Source organism: Mycobacterium marinum, from assembly GCF_003391395.1.
Classification (GTDB): Bacteria; Actinomycetota; Actinomycetes; order Mycobacteriales; family Mycobacteriaceae; genus Mycobacterium; species Mycobacterium marinum.
In genome coordinates, this window is the sequence record NZ_CP024190.1 from 4,893,885 (window position 1) to 4,916,046 (window position 22,162).

A 22,162-nucleotide genomic window follows, 5' to 3' on the forward strand; every position below is an offset into this window, starting at 1 on the left:
CGGACGATCCCGGACCACGGCGGGACCAGTGAGCATGCGCCGTCACATCATCGTCAGCGGCGACGACGCGCTAGCGAACACCATTGTCGAGGAGCTGAACAGCGCCGGCGTCACCATCCTCAAGCTGGCCAGCGACGAGCTCAATGACGCCCAGCTCGCCCAGGCCATCGCGGTCATCTGCGCCGGCGACGACGACGCGCGAAACCTCGAAATCGCATTGTTGGCAAGAAGAGCCGACCCACACGTACGAGTGGTGGCCCGATTGGCCAACGATGTGCTGCGTGAAGCGATGGCCGCTGACAACGGTCCGGGTGCGATCCTTGACGTTGCCGACCTTGCCGCGCCATCGGTCGTCGAGGCATGTCTGGCCCGCACCGTGCACCCGTTCGAGGCCGCCGGCATCGAGTTCGTCGTCTGGCGCGCGGAGGCACCGCGAGACGCGACCCTTCGTGAGATCTACGGCGATCTGGCCCCCGTGGCGGTGGTCCGGGGAAAAAGCGCGCCCACCCCCGGAGAGGTATTGACCTGCCCGGGGCGCGACCTGCGGGTCCATGCCGGCGACGAGACGGCGATGATCGGCACCGCAGCAGACCTGGCCGCCCACGGCATCAAGGTTCCCCGACCAACCTCGGCTCGCTTTCGGCTGCTGCGGTTACGACAAATCTCCGATGCGGCACGCACGCTGCGCAACGACGTCAACCCGATGTTCTTCAAGGCTTTGGCCGCGATGGTGACGCTGCTGGCCGTATCGACGACCTTGTTGCGCTTTGCCTACCGCCACCCACCGGGGATGACGTGGCTCGATGCGCTGTACTTCAGCACCGAGACCATCGCGACAGTAGGCTACGGCGACTTCAGCTTCTCCCACCAGCACCCCTGGCTGCGAGTATTCAGCATTACGTTGATGTTCGCCGGTGTGACCACCACCGCCATCCTGGTGGCATTCATCGCCGACCTGCTGCTGTCGCGCCGCTTCACCCGCTCAGCGGGCCGGCGGCGGGTACGCCAGCTGCGCAACCACGTGATCGTCGTCGGACTGGGTTCATTCGGCATCCGGGTGGTCAGGGATCTGATCGCCGCCGGTTACGACGTCGCGGTCATTGAGCTCGACGAAAACAGCCGCTTTCTGGAGTCTGCGGCCGAGCTGGACGTGCCCGTCATCTTCGGCGACGCAACGCTGCCGCAAACGCTGGAATCGGCTTGCATCGCCCACGCCCGCGCGATGGCGGTACTGACCCAAGATGACATGGTCAATATCGAGACCGGCATCGTGCTGCGGGAAATGTTGGGCACGGTGAAAGCCAAACGTCGCGATGTCCCGCTTGTCCTGCGCGTCTATGACCGTGAGCTGGGAGGCGCGGTTGCCCAGCGGTTTGACTTCGAGAGCGTGCGCTCCACCGTCGAATTAGCCGCGCCCTGGTTCATTGGCGCCGCGATGGGGTTGCAGGTGCTGGGCACGTTTTCGGTAGGACAAAGCTCATTCATGGTGGGTGGGATGCACGTGTCAGCGCAAAGCGAACTCGATGGTCTGTCAATGCGTGAGCTTGTCACCGGAACCCGCGTCATTGCGATCACCCGTCCGGACGAGCCGCCACAGTTGCATCCGCGCCGCGACACCCGGCTGCGGGCCGGAGACACCGCCTATCTCGTCGGCCCGTATCGCGAACTGTTGGCGACGTTGCGCAAGGGACAGCCTCCCCAGCCGCCCGCCAGCGGCGATGGGCACTGGCCAGAAGTGGCGACGGTCGACAACGTTGGCCCGCTGGACCGACCGAACTGAACCGGCTCTCACCCCGATGCGCCGGTAGCGCCGGGAGTACCGGACAGCGTTCCGCCGGCACCGCCAACCCCGCCGTCGCCGGGCGGCGCGCTGTTGCCGCCGGGCGCCCCGGCTCCACCGTCGCCACCGTGGCCGATCAGCCTGGCATCACCACCGCGCCCGCCGGACCCGCCAGTGCCACCGATCGTCCCGAATCCGTCCGCACCGGATCCGCCGGCACCGCCGCCGCCGCCGTCGCCATAGAGCCACCCACCCGTGCCACCCGCCCCGCCATCGCCGCCGAACCCACCTGGCCCCACGGAAATGCTGAGGTGGCGCCCGCCGTCGCCACCAGCGCCTCCAGCCCCGCCGGCACCCACCAGCAGACCGCCCGCGCCTCCGCCGCCACCGTTGCCGCCGTCCTCACCCAAGACGCCCAGACCGGCCCCGCCGTTCCCGCCGGCGCCTCCGGCGCCCACCAGTCCGGCCGCCCCGCCGCCACCACCAGCTCCGCCGGCGCCGCCCACCCCGCCGTCCCCACCGAATCCGCCGGTCCCGCCGGCGCCATAGAGCAGCCCACCGTGGCCTCCGGCGCCGCCAGCGCCACCGGCGAAGTGCGAACTGGCAGGACCGCTCGTCGCACCCGCACCACCGGTCCCAGCAGATCCGCCGGCGCCGAGCAGCCCGGCGTCCCCGCCTGCGCCACCGGCTCCGCCGTTGCCGCCTTTGGCGAACCCGCCGTCACCGCCCGTGCCGCCACTGCCGTACAGCCAGCCGCCATGGCCACCAGCGCCACCGGCGCCACCGGGACCGAGACCGGTGGCGGCTCCTCCGAGGCCGCCGTTGCCACCGGCGCCGAACAACCAGCCCCCGTTGCCTCCGGCGCCCCCGGCCGCACCGCCGCCGCCGGCGCCACCGGAGCCGCCGTTGCCGATCAGCCCGGCGTCCCCGCCGGCTCCCCCGGCCACCCCGGTGTTTGTGCCCGCCGCCCCGCTACCGCCGTTGCCGTACAACAGTCCCCCAGCGCCGCCGCCTTGCCCGGGTGCCGTCCCATCGGCGCCGGCGCCGATCAGAGGACGTCCCAGTAGCGCCTGGGTGGGCGCATTGAGCACGCCAAGCAGGTCTTGCTCGAGGGTTTGCAGTGGCGAGGCATTGGCCGCATCGGCGGCCGCATAGGCGCCGCCGGAAAGGTTCAGCGCCCGCACGAACTGGGTATGAAACGTGCTCGCCGCGGTGCTGAGCGCCTGATAGGCCTGCGCATGGCCGGCAAACAACGCCGCGATTGCCATGGACACGTCATCTGCGCCGGCGGCCGGTATCCCCGTCGTCGGGAGCACCGCGGCCACGTTGGCAGCGCTGAGGGTCGTGCCGATGCTGTCCAATTCCGTTGCCGCCAGCGCCAACTCGTCCGGTACAGCAATGAAATAAGACATCGCTAGCCTCCTGGCTGGGCCGCCGCGAGCAAAAACAGCGTATCCCCGCGCACCCGCCACAGCCAGGGTCTACCTGACGCTCGCCGACCCGGGACTCAGGCCGCGCCGAACCCCGCTACCACATCGATTGCCCGTCGAAGTTGCTCGACGTCCGAGGACGTCGGGATGAGCTGGACTTCGTCGGTGCCGACCTCTTCGAACCGTCGCAGCACGGCAAGCAGCTCGTCTTCGCTGCCCGCCCAGCCTGTCGTGGGCGCCATCGCATCGACGTACTCGGCCGGGATCCAATTCATGTAGCGCCGCAGATGCCGATGCACCTGTGCGCGCGCGTCGGCCTGCGGCCCGAAGGCGAACCAGAACGACGTCGCCAGGTGCGGTTTGGGCTTGCCGGCCTGCGCCCATGCGGCCCGCGCGACGTCGAATAGCTCATTTTGCTTGGCGACATCGAGGTCCAGGGTGGTACCCGCCAGACCGTCGGACCAGGGTGCGGCACTGCGCAGGGTCTTGGGCCCGATGGTGCCGACAAGCAGTGGCGGGCCTCCCGGCTGGACCGGCAAGGGTCCGACGGGCCGCACCGACTCGCTGATCTGCTCGCCCGCCCACACCCGCTTCATGACTGCCACCCGCGTTGCCATTGCGCCCATCGTCTGGGTCTTGGGGTCAGCCCCGACAGCGAGGTAGTCCTCACGCCTACCACCCACCCCGATTCCCACGGTCAACCTCCCACCGCTCAACATGTCGCCGGTGGCCAGCGCTTTGGCCAGCATGACCGGGTCATGCAACTGCGGCACGATAACGGTCGTCACCAACCGCACCCGATCGGTCCAGGCAGCCAATGCCCCGAGCAGGGTCGAGCTGTCGGGGTTGTCGAATGCGATCCGCTCGCCCCAGCACAGCGACGAGAACGGGCCTTCGTCGACGGCACGCGCCCAGTTCTTCAGCACATTCGCATCCAGATCGGGCTCCATTACGGGCATCGTCATAGCTATCTGCACAATCGCGATTCTGGCAGCATGGGCTGGATGGGTGTATCGAGCACATCAATTGGGCACGTCCGGCTCACCGTTACCGACATCGAGCGATCGCGGCAGTTTTACGAGAGCGTCTTCGAGTGGCCCGTGCTGATCGAGCTTCCCGCGAACGCCGACGAGGCAACACGGCGTCAGCTGGCGTTTCTGTACGGCGGGGTGATCTACGACCTCGGCGGGGCACTACTGGGGTTGCGCCCGGTCGCCAATGACAGCTTCAACGAGGATCGAGCCGGCCTGGACCACATCGCCTTCCGCGTAGGCGGCATCGACGAACTAAATAGTGCGGCAGCGCATCTGGATGACCTCGGCATTGCCCACGAGCCGGTCAAGGACATTGGTCCGTCCTACATCCTGGAGTTCCGCGATCCCGACAACATCGCTCTGGAACTCACCGCACCCAAGTAGCCGGCCGGGCGGCTTGCGAGCGTGCGCGAAATGACAGCGTTGACGGCGTGTCGATGTGCCGACACGCACGCTCGGTACGGACAGGGGTAACGATGGCCATCAGCTTCAACCACACCATTGTCGCGTCACACGACAAGCGAAAATCCGCGGAGTTTCTGGCAGAACTGTTGGACCTGCCGAGTCCAGTGGCATTCGGCCCCTTCCTGGTGGTCGCGCTCGAGCACGACGCCAGCCTCGATTTCGCGGATGTGCCCGAGGACGTGGAGATTCACCCCCAGCACTATGCGTTCCTCGTCTCCGAGCAGGAATTCACTGAGATCTACGGCAAGATCTCCTCGCGCGGCTTGCCGCACTGGGCCGACCCGGGTGCCCGACGTCCCGGCGAAATCAACCACCGCGATGGGGGTCGTGGGGTGTATTTCCCCGACCCGGCCGGGCACTCGATGGAGATCCTCACCCGACCGTACGGCTCAGGCTCCTAGTCGCCGCTGCGCGCCGAGCCGTGCCGCTCTAGCTCCTGCGCCCGGTAGGCGTCGGCGAGTTTCGCGACGTGTCCGGGCAGCGCCCCCGTGGCGACATCGGCCAGCGTCGTCTCTTCCAACACTGATCGCATGCTGGCGCGCAGGGCCCGCCAGACATCGGTCAGCGCCGTGGTGGGTCCGGAGTAGGGCAGGTCGCCCAGCCCGATGTCACGAACGCTGGCCAGGGGCCCGTCGATGCAGCGCAGCACGTCGGCGATGCTGATGTCGGTCCCGGGACGCGCCAGTTCATAGCCACCGTCGCGCCCGCGGTGGCTGCGCACCAGGCGGTCGGTCCGCAGGTTGGTCAGGATGTCGACGAGGAACTGCGGCGGTATGCCTTGAGCCTGCGCCAGGTCCTCGGTCTTGATCACCGTCCCGCTGTCGGCTGTCGCAAGTTGAACCATCGCGCGCACCGCATATTCCGCTTTGGCCGACATCCGCATGCTCAGGATTGTGCCATCCACCCCCCGCTACCAGACGCGACGCCAGATGTTGCTGCAAAGAGCCGGGGAATCCGGCGCGCCGAGGCGACCGAACTAGGACCGCAGCTCGAGCAAGTCGATGACGTCTTGCGCTTGCTGGTCGAGGCTACGTGCCGGCGTGAGGCGCAGGTCAGGATGCTTCGGGCGCTGGTAGGGGCTGTCTATCCCGGTGAAATGGGTGATCTCACCCGCGCGCGCCTTCGCATACAGACCTTTGGGATCGCGCCGCTCGCAGTCGGCCAGCGGGGTGTCACAGAACACCTCGACGAAGTCGAATCCGGCATCGGTGTGCACCTTGCGAGCTAACTCACGATGCTCGGCCAGCGGACTGATCGCCGGAACCAAGACGACATGACCACAATCCGCGAGCAGCACCGCGACATGGGCCAGCCGGCGCAGGTTCTCCGCGCGATCGGCCATGCTGAAGCCCAAGTCCGCGTTCAATCCGTGCCGTAGGTTGTCGCCGTCCAGGACATACGCGGCGACGCCTTCTTCTAGCAGCTTGCGCTCGACAAGCATGGCCACCGACGACTTGCCCGCACCCGACAGGCCGGTGAACCACACGGTCCTACCCCGCGGCCGCTCCGTCGTGGTGACCAGCGACTGGTGGCGCACCGTGTTCGGACTCGGTGTGTGAGTCGAGACGTCGCGCAACACCATGCCCGCCGCGACCGTACCGTTGGTGTCCGGGTCAATGAGAATGAAAGAACCCGTGCTCGAGTTTCGGGTGTATTCGTCGAGCAACAGCGGCACCTGGGTACGCAGCGAAATGCGACCAAGTTCGTTGAGCTTCAGTGCTGTTGCCGTCTTGTCGCGATGCAGGGTGTTGACATCAAGCCGGTAGTCCAGCGCGGTGACCCTTGCGCGGGTGGTTCGGGTGGTGTGCTTGATGACGTAGTCACGCCCTGGCTCCAACACCCCCGAATCCGCCATCCAACACACGGTTGCGTCGAAGTCCTGCGCGATTCTGGGCTGGTTGTTGGTTCGGGCAATCATGTCGCCACGCGAGATGTCGATCTCGTCGGCCAGGCTCAGCGAGACGGCCATCGGCGGAAATGCTTCTGGCACCGGACCGTTGGGGCCGTCGATCGCGATGATCCGGGTCGTCTTGCCGATCGGCAGGACAGCGACCTCATCCCCTGGGCGCATCACCCCACTGGCCACGGTGCCCGCATAGCTGCGATGGTCCTGGTGCTCCAAGGTGTGCGGCCGGATGACGTACTGAACCGGGAATCGCACGTCGACCAGATTGCGGTCACCGGCGATGTAGACCTCTTCGAGATGGGACAGCAGCGAGGGCCCCTCATACCACGGCGTCTTATCCGATTTGGTCACCACGTTGTCGCCATGCAGCGCCGACATCGGGATGGAGGTGACGTCTTGCACATCCAGGCGGGCGGCAAAGGCGTGGAACTCGTCGCGAATCGCCTCGAATTTTGCCTTATCCCAACCGATCAGGTCCATTTTGTTGACGGCGAGGACAAGGTGGCGAATGCCCAGCAGCGATGCCAGGAAGGCGTGCCGGCGTGATTGTTCCAGCAGGCCGTGCCGGGCATCGACCAGCACGATCACCAACTGCGCGGTGGACGCACCGGTAACCATGTTGCGGGTGTATTGGATGTGCCCCGGTGTGTCGGCGATAATGAATTTCCGCTTGGGAGTGGCGAAATAGCGGTAGGCGACATCGATGGTGATGCCTTGCTCACGCTCGGCCCGCAAGCCATCGGTGACCAGCGCAAGGTCGGTGTATTCGTGACCACGTTCCTTTGAGGTCTGTTCCACCGAGGCCCATTGGTCTTCCATCACGGCCTTGGAGTCATACAGCAGGCGCCCGATCAGCGTGGACTTACCGTCGTCGACGGAGCCGGCGGTTGCCAAGCGCAACAGCGTGGTGGATGCGGACATCAGAAATACCCCTGCCGTTTGCGGTCTTCCATTCCAGACTCGGAAATGCGGTCGTCGGCCCTGGTCGCCCCCCGCTCGGTGAGCCGCGCCACGGCGGTCTCAGCGATGACCTCCGCAACGGTTGCGGCCTCCGATTCCACACATCCGGTGCACGTCACGTCCCCGACGGTGCGGAATCGCACCGTCGCCTCGAACACCGGCTCGTCCGCGCCGGGCTGCATGTGCCGATCGACGGCCAACAGCATGCCGTCTCGCTTGAACACCTTGCGCCGATGCGCAAAGTAGATCGACGGCAACGTGATGTGCTCGGCGCCGATGTAGGACCAGATGTCGAACTCGGTCCAGTTGGACAGCGGGAACACCCGGATGTGCTCGCCTTTGTGGTGGCGTCCGTTGTAGAGATTCCACAGCTCCGGCCGCTGCGCCTTGGGGTCCCACTGGCCGAACTCGTCGCGGAAACTGAACACCCGCTCCTTCGCGCGCGCCTTCTCCTCGTCACGCCGGGCGCCCCCGAACGCCGCGTCGAACTTGTTCTCCCGGATGGCACGCAGCAGCGTCACGGTCTGCATCGGGTTGCGCGACGGGAAGGTCTCGACGACCCGTCCGGCGTCGATGTCGTCCTGCACCGATGCCACCACCAACCGCACTCCTGACGCTGCGACCAGCTCGTCGCGGGTCGCGATGACCTCGTCAAAGTTGTGGCCGGTATCCACGTGCATCACCGGGAACGGCAGCCGCCCAGGACGAAACGCCTTGATGGCCAGGTGCAGCATCACGATGGAGTCCTTGCCGCCGGAAAACAGCAGCACCGGACGTTCGAACTCGGCGGCCACCTCACGAATGATGTGCATCGCCTCGGCTTCCAACGAGCGCAGATGACTCAATTCGTACTGGCCGACGGCGGGGCCCGTTGTTACACCACTGGTGGTCATGACTTCACCTAACATGCAGAATCAGAAACTCAATACCTGATAATTCTGGTAGAACTGACCATATTTATTGCTATTGTTACCTATGGAACCAGTCCTGCCCTGCCGCTGTCAATGAAACTTTTGGGAAGCGCGTGGGCAGCTTTGGGAACTTCTTTTCCAGCCGTCGTCGATACGCCAGCATGGACGGATGTCCATTGCTTCAGGTTCAGCCGATAATGCCAGCGGTCGCGACGTCATCGCGCAGTTTCTGCCGCAGTCGCCGTTCGTCACGAAACTGGGAATCGTCGCAGATCACCTCGGTGCCGATGAGGTGCGGCTTCGGCTGCCCTGGGACCCGTCCAACGTCACGATCGGCGACATGGTGCACGGCGGGGCCATCGCTACCCTTGCCGACCTGACGGTCATGGCCGCCGCTTGGTGCAGCGGGCAGGCGCCGCCCGAGCTGCGCGGCGTCACGGTGTCGCTGGCGCTGGACTTCATGGCGCCGGCACGGGCCACCGACGTGATCGGGGTGGGTCGGGTGCTGCGGCGCGGGCGCTCCTTGGTCAACTGCGAGGCCGAGATCGTCGACCCCGAAGGCACGCTGCTCGCCAAGGCCCTGGCGACCTACAAGGTGGGTTGATGTCGCGCTAGAGCGTGACCTCGTTGAGTTTGCCGGTGGCGACGTCGAAAACAAACCCGCGCAATGAGACGTGCTTGGTGACAAACGGGCTGTTCTCGATGCGGCGCAACGACTGCTTGACGTCCTCCACCGCATCCGGGAACGCCTCGGCCGCCCACGGGGGTTTGACTCCGGTCTCGTCCTGGATTCCACGCTTGAAGTCGTCGTCGGTGAAAGTGAGCATGCCGCAGTCGGTGTGGTGGATCAGCACGACTTCTCGGGTCCCCAGCAGCCGCTGACTGATCGCCAATGAGCGAATGGCGTCGTCGGTGGCCACGCCGCCTGCGTTGCGAATGACGTGCGCTTCGCCTTCGTTGATGCCGAGCAGGCGATAAACGTCCAGGCGCGCATCCATGCAGGCCAAGATCGCGATGTGTTTACTCGGCGGCATCGGCAGCGGACCTTCGAAGCCGCTCGCGTAATCCGCGTTGTTAGCCAGGTAGTCGTCGGTAACCGTCACGCACGTCTCCTTATATGTCCCGGCAGAAAATTTGCTGCACAAAGCGAAGCCGCGCAGGAGTTTAACAACCGAATGCCGGAATTTCACCGGTGAAAATCAGCAGGATCGCAAAGCGATCGACCCATCTCCGGCGTTGCCGTACCGGCCGCCGCCCGCATCACACGAACCCATCCCACCGGAATTGAGCGGCAACGCATGCAGTTGCTGCCAACACCGAAATCATCGAGGCCCGCCGACATCGGGGGCCGTCTGGTCGGCGTTGTCAGCGGCGCGACACACCCGCTTCTCGCTACCCTGTCCCAATGCAACACGGTGGATGGGCATGACACGATTTCTGGCGCGCCGGTTGCTCAACTACGTTGTCCTCCTCGCGCTGGCCTCGTTCTTGACCTACTGCCTGACCTCGCTGGCCTTCTCGCCGCTGGAGAGCCTGATGCAGCGCAGCCCACGCCCACCTCAAGCGGTGATCGACGCGAAGGCCGCCGAGCTCGGATTGAACAAGCCCATACCGGTGCGCTACGCCCACTGGGTCACCCATGCCGTTCGCGGCGACTTCGGTGTCACCATCAGCGGTCAGCCGGTCTCCGCGGAACTGGGCCGTCGCATCGGAACCAGCTTGCGGCTGCTGCTCATCGGATCGGTAGTCGGCACAGCGCTCGGCGTGGCCATCGGCGCATGGGGCGCCATCCGCCAATACCGGTTCAGTGACCGGGTGATCACCATGCTGGCATTGCTGGTGCTGAGCACCCCGACCTTCGTCGTGGCCAACCTGCTGATTCTGGGCGCACTGCGGGTGAATTGGGCGCTGGGATTTCAGCTGTTCGACTACACCGGCGAGACCTCACCGGGCGTGGACGGTGGAACCTGGGCAGCATTCGGTGACCGCCTCAAACATTTGGTCCTGCCATCGTTGACGCTGGCGTTGGGCGCCGCGGCGGGCTACAGCCGATACCAGCGCAATGCGATGCTCGACGTGCTGGGCCAGGACTTCATTCGCACCGCCCGCGCCAAGGGCCTCACCCGCCGGCGCGCGCTCATCAAACATGGGCTGCGAACCGCACTGATTCCGATGGCAACGCTGTTCGCCTACGGGGTTGCCGGACTGGTCACCGGCGCGGTGTTTGTCGAAAAGATCTTCGGCTGGCACGGCATGGGTGAATGGGCGGTCCGGGGCATCGCGACCCAGGACACCAACATCGTCGCAGCGATCACGGTGTTCTCCGGGGCCGTGGTCTTGCTGGCCGGCCTGCTCTCCGACATCTTCTATGCGGCGCTTGACCCGAGGGTCCGGGTTTCATGACCGATCAAGCCACGCAAGTCGAGTTCACCTCACGCCGCACGCTGGTGCTGCGCCGGTTCCTGCGTAACCGGGCCGCGGTGGCATCGCTGGCGGTGCTGGTGGTGCTGTTCGTGGGGTGCTATGCGCTGCCCTCGGTGCTGCCCTACTCCTACGAGGACCTCGATTTCGACGCGCTGCTACAGCCACCGAGCACCCGTCATTGGCTGGGCACCAATGCGCTCGGTCAGGACTTGCTCGCGCAGACGTTGCGGGGCATGCAGAAATCCATGCTCATCGGCGTCTTTGTGGCGGTGATCTCCACCGGAATCGCCGCCACCGTCGGTGCCGTCTCCGGCTATTTCGGCGGGTGGCGAGACCGAGCCCTGATGTGGTTGGTGGACCTGCTGTTGGTGGTGCCCAGCTTCATCCTGATTGCGATCGTCACTCCGCGTACCAAGAACTCGACCAACATGATGTTCCTGGTGCTACTGCTGGCCGGATTCGGCTGGATGATCAGCTCCCGCATGGTGCGTGGTATGACCATGAGCCTGCGCGAGCGCGAGTTCATCAGAGCGGCAAGGTATATGGGCGTTTCCAGCCGGCGGATCATCACCGGCCACGTGATACCCAACGTGGCATCGATTCTGATCATCGACGCCGCACTCAACGTCGCGGCCGCCATCCTGGCCGAAACAGGCTTGAGCTTCCTCGGTTTCGGCATCCAGCCCCCGGACGTATCGTTGGGCACCCTGATCGCCGATGGCACCCAGTCGGCAACCACGTTCCCGTGGGTGTTCCTGTTCCCGGCCGGGGTCCTGGTGTTGATTCTGGTCTGCGCCAACCTGACCGGTGATGGTTTGCGCGACGCACTGGACCCGGCCAGCAAGACGCTGCGAAGTGGTGACCGATGAACCCGCTGCTCGAGGTGACCGATCTGGCCGTCACCTTCCCCACCGAGAACGATCCGGTCACCGCCGTGCGCGGCATCAGCTACCAGGTAGCCCCCGGCGAAGTGGTCGCGATGGTGGGCGAATCCGGGTCGGGCAAGTCCGCGGCGGCTATGGCCGTAGTGGGTCTGCTACCCGAGTACGCCAAGGTCCGTGGCTCGGTCCGGTTGCAGGGCACCGAGCTACTGGGGCTGGCCGACGACGCGATGTCGCGGTTCCGCGGCAAGGTGATCGGCACCGTGTTCCAGGATCCGATGTCCGCTTTGACCCCGGTCTACACCGTCGGCGATCAAATCGCCGAAACCATCGAGATACATCAGCCCACTTTCAGCAAGAAGGCGGCGCGGCGGCGTGCGGTGGAGCTGCTTGAACTGGTTGGTATCGCACAACCCGAGCGACGCGCCCGCGCGTTTCCGCATGAGCTTTCCGGCGGTGAACGCCAACGGGTGGTCATCGCCATCGCGATCGCCAACGATCCCGACCTGTTGATCTGTGACGAACCCACCACCGCTCTGGACGTGACCGTGCAGGCCCAGATCCTCGACGTGCTCAAGACGGCTCGCGATGTGACCGGGGCCGGAGTGCTCATCATCACCCACGACCTGGGTGTGGTTGCCGAGTTCGCCGATCGAGCGCTGGTCATGTACGCCGGGCGAGTTGTGGAAAAGGCTACGGTCAACGACCTCTACCACAATCGCCGAATGCCTTACACCATCGGACTATTGGGTTCAGTCCCCAGGCTCGATGCCACGCAAGGCACCCGATTGGTGCCAATCCCGGGTGCCCCTCCGTCACTCGCCGGCCTCGATCGGGGTTGCCCGTTCGCACCCCGTTGTCCCTTGGTCATCGATGAATGCCGCTCCGACGAACCCGAGTTGATCGAGGTCGGCCAGAATCACCGGGCTGCCTGCATTCGCACCGATCAGGTGAACGGGCGCAGCGCCGCCGACATCTATGGCGTGCAGACCGAGGCCACCGAGCTGGCGCCCGCCGACTCATCGGTGGTCGTCCGGGTCAGCGACCTGGTCAAGACATATCCGCTGACCAAGGGCGTGCTGCTGCGGCGATCGATCGGCGAGGTGCGCGCGGTCGACGGCGTGAGTTTCGAGCTCCGCGAGGGCCACACGTTGGGCATCGTGGGTGAATCTGGATCAGGAAAATCCACTACCTTGCATCAGATTTTGGAGCTCGCCGCGCCACAATCGGGATCGATCGAAGTTCTGGGCACCGATGTCACCACTTTGACCGCGTCGAGTCGCAGAGCGCTGCGACGCGATATCCAGGTGGTCTTTCAAGATCCGGTCGCCTCACTGGACCCACGGCTGCCGATCTCCGATTTGTTGGCCGAACCACTGCAAGCCAACGGCTTCAACAAGACCGATACCCAGGACCGGGTTGCCGAACTGCTTGACATCGTCGGGCTGCGCCGTAGCGATGCCAGCCGCTATCCCGCCGAATTCTCCGGCGGACAGAAGCAACGGATCGGTATCGCACGAGCGCTGGCGCTGCAGCCCAAGATTCTGGCGCTCGACGAACCGGTGTCCGCCCTCGACGTCTCGATCCAGGCCGGAATCATCAACCTGCTCCTGGACCTGCAAGCGCGGTTCAAACTGTCGTACCTGTTTGTCTCCCATGACCTCTCAGTGGTCAAACACCTCGCCCATTCCGTGGTCGTCATGTTTGCCGGCAGCATCGTCGAGCAGGGCAACAGCCAGGAGGTTTTCAGCAATCCGCAACACGAGTACACACAGCGTCTGCTGGGCGCGGTGCCACAACCGATTCCGGGCAATGCTGACTAACGCAGATCGGTATGACGGCGTCCAGCCCGGTCCTGGCGCGAGGTCGCGGCGGCCGAATCGCCCCTGGGCACGGCGTCGAATGCGTTGTGCCGGTGCCGCATTGCTCACCGTGACGCTCCTGCTTGCCGGCTGTTCGGCCAGCACCCAACTCCCCGCCGCGACCAGCGGGTCCACCGCGGTCGGCAGCAGCAGCGATATCAACCCGCAAAATCCCGCCACCCTCGAAGACGGTGGTGACCTGAGGCTCTCGCTCACCGACTTCCCGCCCAATTTCAATATCTTGCATATCGACGGCAACTCGGCGGAGGTTGCGGCGATGGTCAAAGCCACTCTGCCGCGGGCCTTCATCATCGGTCCAGACGGTTCGACGACGGTCGACCACGACTACTTCACCAGCGTCGAACTCACCAAGACCAACCCGCAAGTGATCACCTACACCATCAATCCCAAAGCATTCTGGTCTGATGGCACGCCGATCACCTGGCATGACATCGCTAGTCAGATCCACGCGACCAGCGGCGCGGACAACAGATTCGAAATCGCCTCGAGCGGGGGCTCCGACCGTGTCGCGTCAGTGACCCCGGGAGTCGATGACCGTCAAGCCATCGTGACGTTTGCCAAACCCTACGCGGAGTGGCGTGGGATGTTTGCCGGCAACGGGATGCTGCTGCCCAGCAGCATGACCGCCACGCCCGAGGCGTTCAACAAAGGACAACTCGCCGGACCGGGCCCCTCCGCAGGCCCATTCATCGTCACCTCACTGGACCGCAGCGCACAGCGAATCGTATTGACTCGCAACCCTAAATGGTGGGGAAAGAAGCCGCGCCTGGACAGCATCACCTACCTGGTTCTCGATGACGCCGCGCGGATACCCGCCCTGCAGAACTTCACCATCGACGCGACCGGGATCGGTTCACTCGATCAACTCACCATCGCCGAGCGCACCAAGGGGATCTCGATCCGGCGCGCGCCGGCTCCCAGTTGGAGCCATTTCACCCTCAACGGTGCCCCGGGAGCGATCCTCTCCGACCCGGCGCTGCGGTTGGCCGTCTGCAAGGGGATCGACCGCCGGACGATAGCCAAAGTGGCACTATACGGCCTGACCAATGATCCGGCGCCGTTGAACAATCATGTTTTCGTCGCCGGGCAGGAGGGCTATCAGGACAACAGCAGTCCCTACGATCCGGAGCAGGCCAAGCGGGAGCTCGATGCCCTGGGCTGGAAGCTCAACGGCAAGTTCCGGGAGAAAGACGGCCATCAGCTCGTCGTCCGCTTGCTGTTCTACGAAGCTCAGAGCAGTCGCCAATTCGCGCAGGTCGCTCAGTACAGCCTGGCCCAGATCGGCGTCAAACTCGAACTGCAATCGAGGTCGGGCAGTGGCTTTTTCAGTAACTACGTCAATGTCGGGGCCTTCGACATTGCGCTGTTCGGCTGGGTCGGCGACGCTTTCCCCCTCTCCTCGCTCACCCAGATCTACATGTCCGACGGGGAAAGCAACTTTGGGAAGATCGGCAGCCCACAGATCGATGCGGCGATCGAGCGGACGCTGCAGGAGCTGGATCCGGCCAAGGCCCTCGCGCTAGCCAATGAGGTGGACAAGCTCATCTGGGCCGAGGGGTTCAGCCTGCCGTTGACCCAATCACCGGGAACGATTGCCGTCCGCAGCACGCTGGCAAATTTTGGCGCCAGGGGCCTCGCCGATCTGGATTACACCGCGATCGGATTCATGCGGAGCTGACCCGGCGATGCAGCAGCGGCGCCGCCGGTAGCGCGTGCTCCGCCATAGCCGCCAGTTCGATCGCTTTCCACAAGGCGCGGATCGGCAGCCGCGCCGGCATTGCGTCCAGCTCCTCCCCTCGACCGGTGAGCGCGCCGAACTCCCCCCGACATACCGCCCCAGCAATGGCCAGGGCCGCGGGCTCACGGAAGTCAAGGGCGCTGTGCGCCATGGTCGGTAGCTCTATCAGCACCGCGTTGGGCAGCAATGATGCGATATGTTCGGCGACCATGGCCGGGGTAGTGAGATCGTGCCCGCCCGAAACAACCACGGTTGGCCAGCCGAATCTGGGCATCTCGGCCACCAAGTCGTACGGCTCGGACTCGAACTGATCTGTCGCCGCAATAGTTTCGCGAATCGCCTGAGCGGGATCGAGCGGTAGGCCGTCGGGCTCGGCCGCGTAGTCCAGTTCGCGGAACGCGATGCGACCGACCAGGTCCATCTCGTAGCGGTACGGCACCTTGCGTGCATACATGGCAGAGAACCGGAAAAGCAAGTGCCACAAGATCATCCGGCCGCACAGCAGGAGATCCAATTGGCGTTCCAGAAGCCGCGCTCCGCCGTACCCGTAAACCGCCGCTGCGACCTGGGATGCGCGGGCCGTCATCACCCCGGCATCGACCAGCTGCCGAACCTTGGCCGCCAGCGCGGCGGTCTCCGGGCTATCCCCGTCGAGTAGCCGCCTACGAATGGTCTCGCGCGCAAGCGCAATGTCATCGCGAGACAGCAACGGCGAATCGAGAATCATCGACCGTACCCGGGCCGGGTGACGGACGCCGACTCCAGCGGCAATGTAGGTGCCGTATGACGTGCCGTAGATGACAGCCGAGTCGACATGGGCGTCATCGAGCACCGCGGCAATATCGTCGACGACCTGATCGATTGTGAAAGCTTCTGGCGGTAGGTCGGCTCCGGAGTCATCGTGGCGCGACATCCCCACTCCGCGGTGCTCGATCATGATGACATCCAGACCGGCAGCGGCGGCACGCCGGCGCAACCCCTTGTACACCAGCATCGACGCCACTCCCGGCCCTCCCGGGATGATGACCAGCGGATGCGCCGACTTTCGGCCGGCGCGCACGTAGTACAGATCAAACTCGCTGTCGTTGCCCGGCGACACCGGCCGGCGCACCGGCCGCACACCCGGCATTCCCGCGAGTTTCTCGTGCGCCCGGCGCCGTTTGTCGCTCATCGTCATCGGCGTCGGCCCATCATGGGCAGTATTCTGCCCAGACGGGCTGTCGTCGGCAGCTCAAGGGGCCGCCGGTTGGGCCCCTAGAGCCCGGCTCAATTGCGGATCAGGTCGGCAGCCTTGGCGCCTATCAGCACCGATGGGGCATGAGTGTGTCCACGCACCGTGCTCGGCATCACCGACGCGTCGGCGACGCGCAGGCCGTCGACCCCGCGCACCCGTAACTGCGGATCCACCACGCTCGCCTCGTCGCTGCCCATCCGACAGGTACCCAAGGGGTGATACAGGGTGTGCGAACAGGTGGTGAGGGCCAACTCGAGGGTTGCTTCATCGAGCTCGCTGCTGTTGTGCGGCCGCGCCACCGGCCCCAGCAGGCCGCGGAGCGCGGGCGCCTGGGCGATACGTGCGCAGATCCGCAGGCCTTCCATCATCGCGGCACGGTCCACACCGCCGGGGTCGGACAGGTAGCGGGCTTCGATTATCGGCTTGGCATGGGGATCGGCAGACCGAAGCGTGATCTGGCCCCGGCTCTGTGGGGCAACCAAGATCGGCCCGAAAACCACGCCGTGGCCCGGCGGGTGCGCGGGCAGTCCCTCGTCGTAGAACGGTGCCGGCGCGAAGATCAGCTCCAGGTCGGGTAGGTCCAGACCCGGCCGGCTGCGGACGAATCCGTATGCTTCGCCGACGTTGGAGGTCAGCATGCCCCGGCGCCGCAACAGATAGTTGATCAGCTGCATGGGCTTTTCGGCGGCGGCCAGACTGTCCCCGGCAACGTCGAAGCCCAGCGGCGTGATGAGGTGGTCCAGTAGATTCTGGCCCACTTCTGGCGCGTGGTAGACGGTTTCGATTCCGTGATCGGCGAGATGACTACGGTCTCCGATGCCCGAGAGCATCAGCAGCTGCGGGCTGTTGACCGCGCCGCCGCAGAGCACGACCTCCCGGCGGGCATGCACCGTGCAGTGTTGCCCCTCGCGCTGGTACTCGACGCCAGTCGCCCGGGTACCGTTGATGACGATTCGGGTCGCCGTCGCACCGGTGAGGATGCTCAGGTTCCTGCGCCCCATCGCCGGTCTGAGATACGCGTCGACGGTGCTCCACCGGGAGCCGCGGCGCTGAGTGACGATCGTTTCGCAAAAACCTTCCGGCTCTGCGGAATTCGGCTGCACCGGCGGAAACCCACAGTCGCGTGTGGCGGCCAGCCAGGCCGCAGTCAGCGGACTCGGACTCCGTTGACGGGAGATCTGTAGTGGACCTGTCACACCGCTGTCGTCACCATTGACGAAGTGCCAGGCGGCGGTGACGTCTTCAATCTGGCGGAAGTAGCCGAGCAGCTCGCCGTAGGACCAGTGCGAGCCGGCGAGCCGCGCCCATTCGTCATAGTCGGCGGCAAAGCCGCGCACCCACATCATCGCGTTCATCGAGGACGAGCCGCCGAGCACCTTGCCCCGGGGCCAGTAGATCTCGCGCCCGCCCAGCTGCGGCTCCGGTTCGGTCGTGTAATCCCAGTCGACTTCGCTGCGGAACAGCTTGGGAAACGCCGCCGGAATCCCGATGAAGCGATTCTTGTCGCTCGGCCCGGCCTCGAGCGCCACCACCGAGGTGCCCGAATCGGCGCTAAGCCGATTGACCACCGCCGCCCCAGCTGAGCCCGTACCGACCACTACGTAATCGCACTCAATGTCCACCGCTCATCCCCGTTTTGGGATCAGTGTATGACGCGGGGCGGCCCGATCACTAAAGATTCAGATCGATCCGGTGCGCGCCGGCGACACCGTCGTATCGGTCAGGGCTGCACGTCAGCACGATCACCTGACCATGGGTTCCCACGGTATCGAACACTCCCCCCATCTTGGCCAGGCGGTCTGGATCGGTGAATCCCAGCGCATCGTCTACCACCACCGGAACGGTGTCCTCCTTGGCCACCAGCGCCGCGCCCGCAAACCGGGCCAATATGCCGAGCTGCTCTTTGGCGCCGCCGGACAACGACTCGTAAGGCACCGTGACATCGTCGAGAGTCCGGCTGCGGATCCGTAGATCGCTACCGACATCGACCTCGAACGTGGGCCCGAACACCGGGCGCCCGAGTCGCTGTAGCTCCATTCGATAGGGCTCGACGTAGCGCTGTCGGGTGGCATCGCGATGCCGTGTCATCACCGATCGCAACAGCTGGGCGGCTCTGGCGCGGCGTCCGATGCGGGCGTGCTGACTAGCGGCATGCTCACGTTCGGTCTCTGCCGCATCAAGCTTGCTCTGCCGACCTTCGCTGCCGAACACCGAGAGTTCGACGCTGATGTCGCGCAGCGCGGCGACAACGGCATCGTGGCGCTCATCCAGTGACTGCGCGATCTCGGCGGCTTCCCGTAGCTCGGCGGCTACCGCCTCGGGCTCGGCCGCGTCCAGCACTTCGGCCAGTTCGGCGAGTCGACGCTGCGACGCCTGCAGCACGTGCAGATCGGCATCGGCCGCCGACGCGAGGTCGGCATCGCTAACCGCGGCCCGCGCGGTAGCCAGCCGCGAGGTGGCCGCTTCGACTTCGGCCCGCCCGTTTTCCAGCCTGCTCTGCAAAACCGTGGCCGAAGTAGAGGTTTCGGCGAGACGCCGGCTTGCCGCGAGAGCAAGCTTGCGCTGATCCTCGCACTGCTTGCCGGCCGTTATCCCGGCGGCCTCGGCCGCCTCGAGTTCGGCGCGGGCAGCCGTGGCATCGGTCGCAAACAGATCGGGCTCAGCGGGCTGGCTGGCCTGCAGCTGTGCAAGCCGGCAGCGGAGTTGGTCTACCTGCTCGTCACCACACAGCCCGGCCAGGGTGGCGCTCAACTGGTCGCGGCGCCCCAACAGTTCGCGGCGGCGCTGTTCGACCGATCGGGCCTCCGCCAAGGTTGCCACGCCGCCCGCGGCCAATGCCACCGCAAGTTCTTCTTGTGCTGCAACATATTTGGCCTGCGCCTCCAGCGCGGTCGCCCCCTGGGTGATCCGCGCCGTCAGGACCCCGGGGACCTCGACCTCCGCGGGGCCGGTGGCCGTCATCGACCAACTCGAACCCGCCGACAACTGCACCCGTTGACCGCCAACCACCAGCTCGATGTCGGCGGCCGCAGTGAACTCCACCGCCGCGGAAATCAACGCGAGTTGCCCGTCCACCCGATCCACGCTCGCCGCAGCGGATTCGATTCGTTTCAGCAGCGCCTCGGTAAGTGTCACCTCGGATAGCTGGGCGCAGACCCGGTCATGGTCACACTGGACCTCTCCGATCCTGGCCAGTCGGGCGCTCAACCGTTGCGCCTGTTCGCGGTCGGCGATCTGGTCGAGAGAGCGCCGGGCGGCTTCGGCACGGCGTTGAACCGCCGTCAGGCTAGCCGTGGCTTCCTCGACCGCGACGTCGCACCGCTGCGCATCGGCGCTCGCCATCGCCCGCTGGTCGGCGGCGTGCTGCGCATCGATTTGCAGGGCCTCGAGCGCCTTGGCGCGATTGTCGATTTCCTCGCACAGGGCACGCCGTTCAGCATGAGCGGCCGCCGAAGCCGAGCTGGTTGCGGCCTTCGCAGCGGTGACGAGCTTGGCCTCATGCGCTTCTGCCTTCAGCCCCGCGACCTTGTCGGCGGCCTGCCGCGCAGCCGCCAGCCGGGAACCGGCTGCAGCCAACTGCGGCGCCAATTCGGCTGCCTGCCTAGTTAGTTCACCATGGCGACTGATGCGCTCGTCGACCTCGGATACCGCCGCGGCGCACTCCGCTACCGCAGTCTCGGCTCCGCTCAGCCGAGCGAGGGTTGCCGCCCATTCGCCGGTGGGACGTCCGGTTGGGGTGAAGTAGCGCGAATACTCGGCATCGATGCGTTCAATCAGCACTGGCTCGGCACCCGAGAGCGCCACGTCGGTGGCCGAATGGGCGGCGGCGATATCGAGCGCGCGGGAAAGCGCATCACAGCTGGACAGATCCACCGCCGTGGTCGAAGCGGCCTGCAGCACCCGCTGGGCACGCCACAACTCGGTGTCCACCGTCTCCGCCAAGATCGCCCGGACCCGCTCATGGGCTTCGTCGCCGGTCAACTGTTCGCGACGAGGCGCCAGCACCGTCAGCTGTGTTTCACACTTCTTGTGAAAACGCTTCCGGTAGACGAAACGATAAGGACCACTGCTTATTTCGGCAGTGACCTCGGATCCGACGTCGGCATTGGTCGGTTTGACCTGCTTGATTTCCTTTTTCGCCGAGCGATCCTTGAATTCCAGTAGGAGATCCAAAGCCTCGATCATCGAGGACTTTCCAATCTCGTTGGCGCCGCACACAACCACCACACCGTGGTCTGGGAACTCGATCTCCCGATGCGCGATCCCGCGGTAGTTGGTCAGTACCAGCCGGTGCAACTTCATGCCGCGCCCCGATCTGTGAGCCGCAGCAGCAGAGCCAACGCCGCCTGAGCATCGACTGCGGATCCGTCGGCACCCGAACGCGCGGTTGCGACCAACTCGTCAACGGCGGCCGCAGCGAAACCGCCGATGCCGAGGTCGCTGAACTCACCATCCGCCGGAATCACGGCCAGGTCGGTGTGGCGTTCCCACAGGCCCAGCCAGGCGAACAACCGCGCATACCTGTCCAGGCACGCATCCAGCGCGGCACGGTCGGTGACGGTCAACGAACCGGTCAGGGCCAACCGCACCACGGTGCGGTCCTTGTCGGTCATCAGATCCAGATTCAGATCGAGGTCGGCAATGTCGCGGCTGGTGTCCACTTCCCGGCGCAGTGTGACAAACCGCCAGCAGCCGACCCGCCTGGCTGTCACCGAGACCGGGCGGCACGGGTCGGTTTCGTCAATGTCGACGACGAGGACGTGGCCGGGGTCAGATTCGACGTCGTCGAAGTTGGTGACTTCCGGCGATCCCGAGTACCACACCCTGCCGCTGCCACCAACCTGAGTCAGCGAATGCTTGTCCCCGAGCGCCACATAGTGCAACATTCCTCGCGCCACCGCGTCCTCGAGCCCAGCGAGCCGGATCAGCGAGGGCTTGCCGGGATCCGGGTCCAGCGCATCGACTCCCCCGTGGGCGACCAGCACCCGGGTGCCAGCCCCTTCGGACAGTCCCGCCAACACGTCGGCGACAAGATCGGTGGTGGGAGCCTTGGACCGCCACGGAGCGGCGACAAGCTCCACTCCCGGACGCACTTGGTGACTACCGCAGCGATCGAGAACGACAACGTTGTCTGGACATTCAGTACGAAACAGTGCGCCGGTGTATACCGAAGAAGCGTCCAGCGGGTCGTGATTGCCCGGAAGCAGGTAGACCGGAACACCGATGGCGCGCATGGCCTCCAAGGACTGGCTGATGACCTGGGGCGTGAGCTGATTGTGTTCGAAGACGTCACCGGCCACAACCACGAACTCGGCACCCACCTCGGCAGCCAGCGCCCCCAGACCGGCCACCGCATCGCGGCGCGCAGCCGAATAGCGCGGCTGCGCGTCACCGGCGAGAAAGTGGCGGGTCATGCCCAGCTGCCAGTCGGCGGTGTGCAGGAATCGCATCCTGGTGACCTCCTAGCGAAAAGCGTGTCTATCAGGGCAACGCGAGTGTAGGTCTGGGCACCGACA

The 22,162-nt window shown here is 65.4% G+C and carries 18 protein-coding genes; 8 read left to right on the plus strand and 10 right to left on the minus strand.

The features are described from left to right. The first annotated feature begins 34 nt into the window (after nt 1-34). Nucleotides 35-1,780, plus strand: coding sequence for an NAD-binding protein (locus CCUG20998_RS20470; protein ID WP_020730016.1), 1,746 nt, complete (start codon nt 35-37; stop codon nt 1,778-1,780). 8 nt (nt 1,781-1,788) lie between these two features. Here CCUG20998_RS20470 and CCUG20998_RS20475 read toward each other — a convergent pair whose 3' ends face one another. Next, a complete protein-coding gene (locus CCUG20998_RS20475; protein ID WP_116268055.1) occupies nt 1,789-3,192 on the minus strand; it encodes a PE family protein in 1,404 nt (467 codons plus the stop codon). Between the two features lie 95 nt (nt 3,193-3,287). Further along, entirely contained in the window at nt 3,288-4,175 is an 888-nt protein-coding gene (locus CCUG20998_RS20480; protein WP_036456202.1) for an LLM class flavin-dependent oxidoreductase, read from the minus strand. A 39-nt stretch (nt 4,176-4,214) separates the two neighbouring features. Here CCUG20998_RS20480 and CCUG20998_RS20485 point away from each other — a divergent pair, with 39 nt between their 5' ends. Further along, complete coding sequence (locus CCUG20998_RS20485) at nt 4,215-4,628, plus strand: VOC family protein (RefSeq protein WP_020730013.1); 414 nt, start codon at nt 4,215-4,217, stop codon at nt 4,626-4,628. Between the two features lie 92 nt (nt 4,629-4,720). Continuing rightward, entirely contained in the window at nt 4,721-5,110 is a 390-nt protein-coding gene (locus CCUG20998_RS20490; protein ID WP_020730012.1) for a VOC family protein, read from the plus strand. Here CCUG20998_RS20490 and CCUG20998_RS20495 read toward each other — a convergent pair. The 3 genes from CCUG20998_RS20495 to cysD form a co-directional block, all read right to left on the minus strand. Continuing rightward, on the minus strand, nt 5,107-5,592 hold the full coding sequence (locus tag CCUG20998_RS20495) for an Rrf2 family transcriptional regulator (protein WP_036456521.1): 486 nt from the start codon (nt 5,590-5,592) through the stop codon (nt 5,107-5,109). The two genes, CCUG20998_RS20490 and CCUG20998_RS20495, sit on opposite strands and share 4 nt — an antisense overlap. Before the next feature lie 93 nt (nt 5,593-5,685). Further along, the gene (gene cysC / locus CCUG20998_RS20500) at nt 5,686-7,536 is read right to left on the minus strand and encodes an adenylyl-sulfate kinase (protein WP_020730010.1); all 1,851 of its coding nucleotides are present in this window, start codon (nt 7,534-7,536) and stop codon (nt 5,686-5,688) included. Continuing rightward, a complete protein-coding gene (gene cysD, locus CCUG20998_RS20505) occupies nt 7,536-8,483 on the minus strand; it encodes a sulfate adenylyltransferase subunit CysD (RefSeq protein WP_373145593.1) in 948 nt (315 codons plus the stop codon). Before cysD ends, cysC begins: the two co-directional genes overlap by 1 nt. A 172-nt stretch (nt 8,484-8,655) precedes the next feature. On the opposite strand from cysD, the gene CCUG20998_RS20510 reads away from it, so the two are divergent. After that, the gene (locus CCUG20998_RS20510; RefSeq protein ID WP_020730008.1) at nt 8,656-9,090 is read left to right on the plus strand and encodes a PaaI family thioesterase; all 435 of its coding nucleotides are present in this window, start codon (nt 8,656-8,658) and stop codon (nt 9,088-9,090) included. 7 nt (nt 9,091-9,097) lie between these two features. On the opposite strand, the gene CCUG20998_RS20515 is transcribed toward CCUG20998_RS20510, so the two are convergent. Then, the gene (locus CCUG20998_RS20515) at nt 9,098-9,589 is read right to left on the minus strand and encodes a beta-class carbonic anhydrase (RefSeq protein ID WP_020730007.1); all 492 of its coding nucleotides are present in this window, start codon (nt 9,587-9,589) and stop codon (nt 9,098-9,100) included. 322 nt (nt 9,590-9,911) lie between these two features. Here CCUG20998_RS20515 and CCUG20998_RS20520 point away from each other — a divergent pair, with 322 nt between their 5' ends. The 4 genes from CCUG20998_RS20520 to CCUG20998_RS20535 all read left to right on the plus strand — a co-directional run bounded on the left by CCUG20998_RS20520 (nt 9,912) and on the right by CCUG20998_RS20535 (nt 15,352). After that, nucleotides 9,912-10,889 carry an ABC transporter permease gene (locus CCUG20998_RS20520; protein WP_012395714.1) on the plus strand — a complete coding sequence of 326 codons (978 nt, stop codon included), beginning with the start codon at nt 9,912-9,914 and terminating at the stop codon, nt 10,887-10,889. After that, nucleotides 10,886-11,779 carry an ABC transporter permease gene (locus CCUG20998_RS20525; RefSeq protein WP_011741667.1) on the plus strand — a complete coding sequence of 298 codons (894 nt, stop codon included), beginning with the start codon at nt 10,886-10,888 and terminating at the stop codon, nt 11,777-11,779. Before CCUG20998_RS20520 ends, CCUG20998_RS20525 begins: the two co-directional genes overlap by 4 nt. Next, nucleotides 11,776-13,614 carry a dipeptide ABC transporter ATP-binding protein gene (locus CCUG20998_RS20530; RefSeq protein WP_020730006.1) on the plus strand — a complete coding sequence of 613 codons (1,839 nt, stop codon included), beginning with the start codon at nt 11,776-11,778 and terminating at the stop codon, nt 13,612-13,614. Before CCUG20998_RS20525 ends, CCUG20998_RS20530 begins: the two co-directional genes overlap by 4 nt. A gap of 79 nt (nt 13,615-13,693) precedes the next feature. Further along, on the plus strand, nt 13,694-15,352 hold the full coding sequence (locus CCUG20998_RS20535) for an ABC transporter family substrate-binding protein (RefSeq protein WP_020730005.1): 1,659 nt from the start codon (nt 13,694-13,696) through the stop codon (nt 15,350-15,352). On the opposite strand, the gene CCUG20998_RS20540 is transcribed toward CCUG20998_RS20535, so the two are convergent. The 4 genes from CCUG20998_RS20540 to CCUG20998_RS20555 form a co-directional block, all read right to left on the minus strand. Then, entirely contained in the window at nt 15,339-16,589 is a 1,251-nt protein-coding gene (locus CCUG20998_RS20540) for an alpha/beta hydrolase (RefSeq protein WP_020730004.1), read from the minus strand. The genes CCUG20998_RS20535 and CCUG20998_RS20540 overlap by 14 nt on opposite strands. An 89-nt stretch (nt 16,590-16,678) precedes the next feature. After that, nucleotides 16,679-18,268 (minus strand): GMC family oxidoreductase, encoded by a 1,590-nt coding sequence (locus CCUG20998_RS20545; protein ID WP_020730003.1) that lies wholly within the window; start codon nt 18,266-18,268, stop codon nt 16,679-16,681. A 49-nt stretch (nt 18,269-18,317) separates the two neighbouring features. Next, nucleotides 18,318-20,948 carry an AAA family ATPase gene (locus CCUG20998_RS20550; protein ID WP_020730002.1) on the minus strand — a complete coding sequence of 877 codons (2,631 nt, stop codon included), beginning with the start codon at nt 20,946-20,948 and terminating at the stop codon, nt 18,318-18,320. Further along, nucleotides 20,945-22,096 (minus strand): metallophosphoesterase family protein, encoded by a 1,152-nt coding sequence (locus CCUG20998_RS20555; protein ID WP_020730001.1) that lies wholly within the window; start codon nt 22,094-22,096, stop codon nt 20,945-20,947. The genes CCUG20998_RS20550 and CCUG20998_RS20555 overlap by 4 nt, the downstream gene beginning before the upstream one ends. Nucleotides 22,097-22,162 lie beyond the last annotated feature (66 nt).

Bases quoted from the DNA above. Each gene is read 5' to 3' on its own strand.
- CCUG20998_RS20470 (WP_020730016.1), top strand. From the start codon at position 35: ATGCGCCGTCACATCATCGTCAGCGGCGACGACGCGCTAGCGAACACC.
- CCUG20998_RS20475 (WP_116268055.1), bottom strand. From the start codon at position 3,192: ATGTCTTATTTCATTGCTGTACCGGACGAGTTGGCGCTGGCGGCAACG.
- CCUG20998_RS20480 (WP_036456202.1), bottom strand. From the start codon at position 4,175: ATGACGATGCCCGTAATGGAGCCCGATCTGGATGCGAATGTGCTGAAG.
- CCUG20998_RS20485 (WP_020730013.1), top strand. From the start codon at position 4,215: ATGGGTGTATCGAGCACATCAATTGGGCACGTCCGGCTCACCGTTACC.
- CCUG20998_RS20490 (WP_020730012.1), top strand. From the start codon at position 4,721: ATGGCCATCAGCTTCAACCACACCATTGTCGCGTCACACGACAAGCGA.
- CCUG20998_RS20495 (WP_036456521.1), bottom strand. From the start codon at position 5,592: ATGCGGATGTCGGCCAAAGCGGAATATGCGGTGCGCGCGATGGTTCAA.
- cysC (WP_020730010.1), bottom strand. From the start codon at position 7,536: ATGTCCGCATCCACCACGCTGTTGCGCTTGGCAACCGCCGGCTCCGTC.
- cysD (WP_373145593.1), bottom strand. From the start codon at position 8,483: ATGTTAGGTGAAGTCATGACCACCAGTGGTGTAACAACGGGCCCCGCC.
- CCUG20998_RS20510 (WP_020730008.1), top strand. From the start codon at position 8,656: ATGTCCATTGCTTCAGGTTCAGCCGATAATGCCAGCGGTCGCGACGTC.
- CCUG20998_RS20520 (WP_012395714.1), top strand. From the start codon at position 9,912: ATGACACGATTTCTGGCGCGCCGGTTGCTCAACTACGTTGTCCTCCTC.
- CCUG20998_RS20525 (WP_011741667.1), top strand. From the start codon at position 10,886: ATGACCGATCAAGCCACGCAAGTCGAGTTCACCTCACGCCGCACGCTG.
- CCUG20998_RS20530 (WP_020730006.1), top strand. From the start codon at position 11,776: ATGAACCCGCTGCTCGAGGTGACCGATCTGGCCGTCACCTTCCCCACC.
- CCUG20998_RS20535 (WP_020730005.1), top strand. From the start codon at position 13,694: ATGCGTTGTGCCGGTGCCGCATTGCTCACCGTGACGCTCCTGCTTGCC.
- CCUG20998_RS20540 (WP_020730004.1), bottom strand. From the start codon at position 16,589: ATGACGATGAGCGACAAACGGCGCCGGGCGCACGAGAAACTCGCGGGA.
- CCUG20998_RS20550 (WP_020730002.1), bottom strand. From the start codon at position 20,948: ATGAAGTTGCACCGGCTGGTACTGACCAACTACCGCGGGATCGCGCAT.
- CCUG20998_RS20555 (WP_020730001.1), bottom strand. From the start codon at position 22,096: ATGCGATTCCTGCACACCGCCGACTGGCAGCTGGGCATGACCCGCCAC.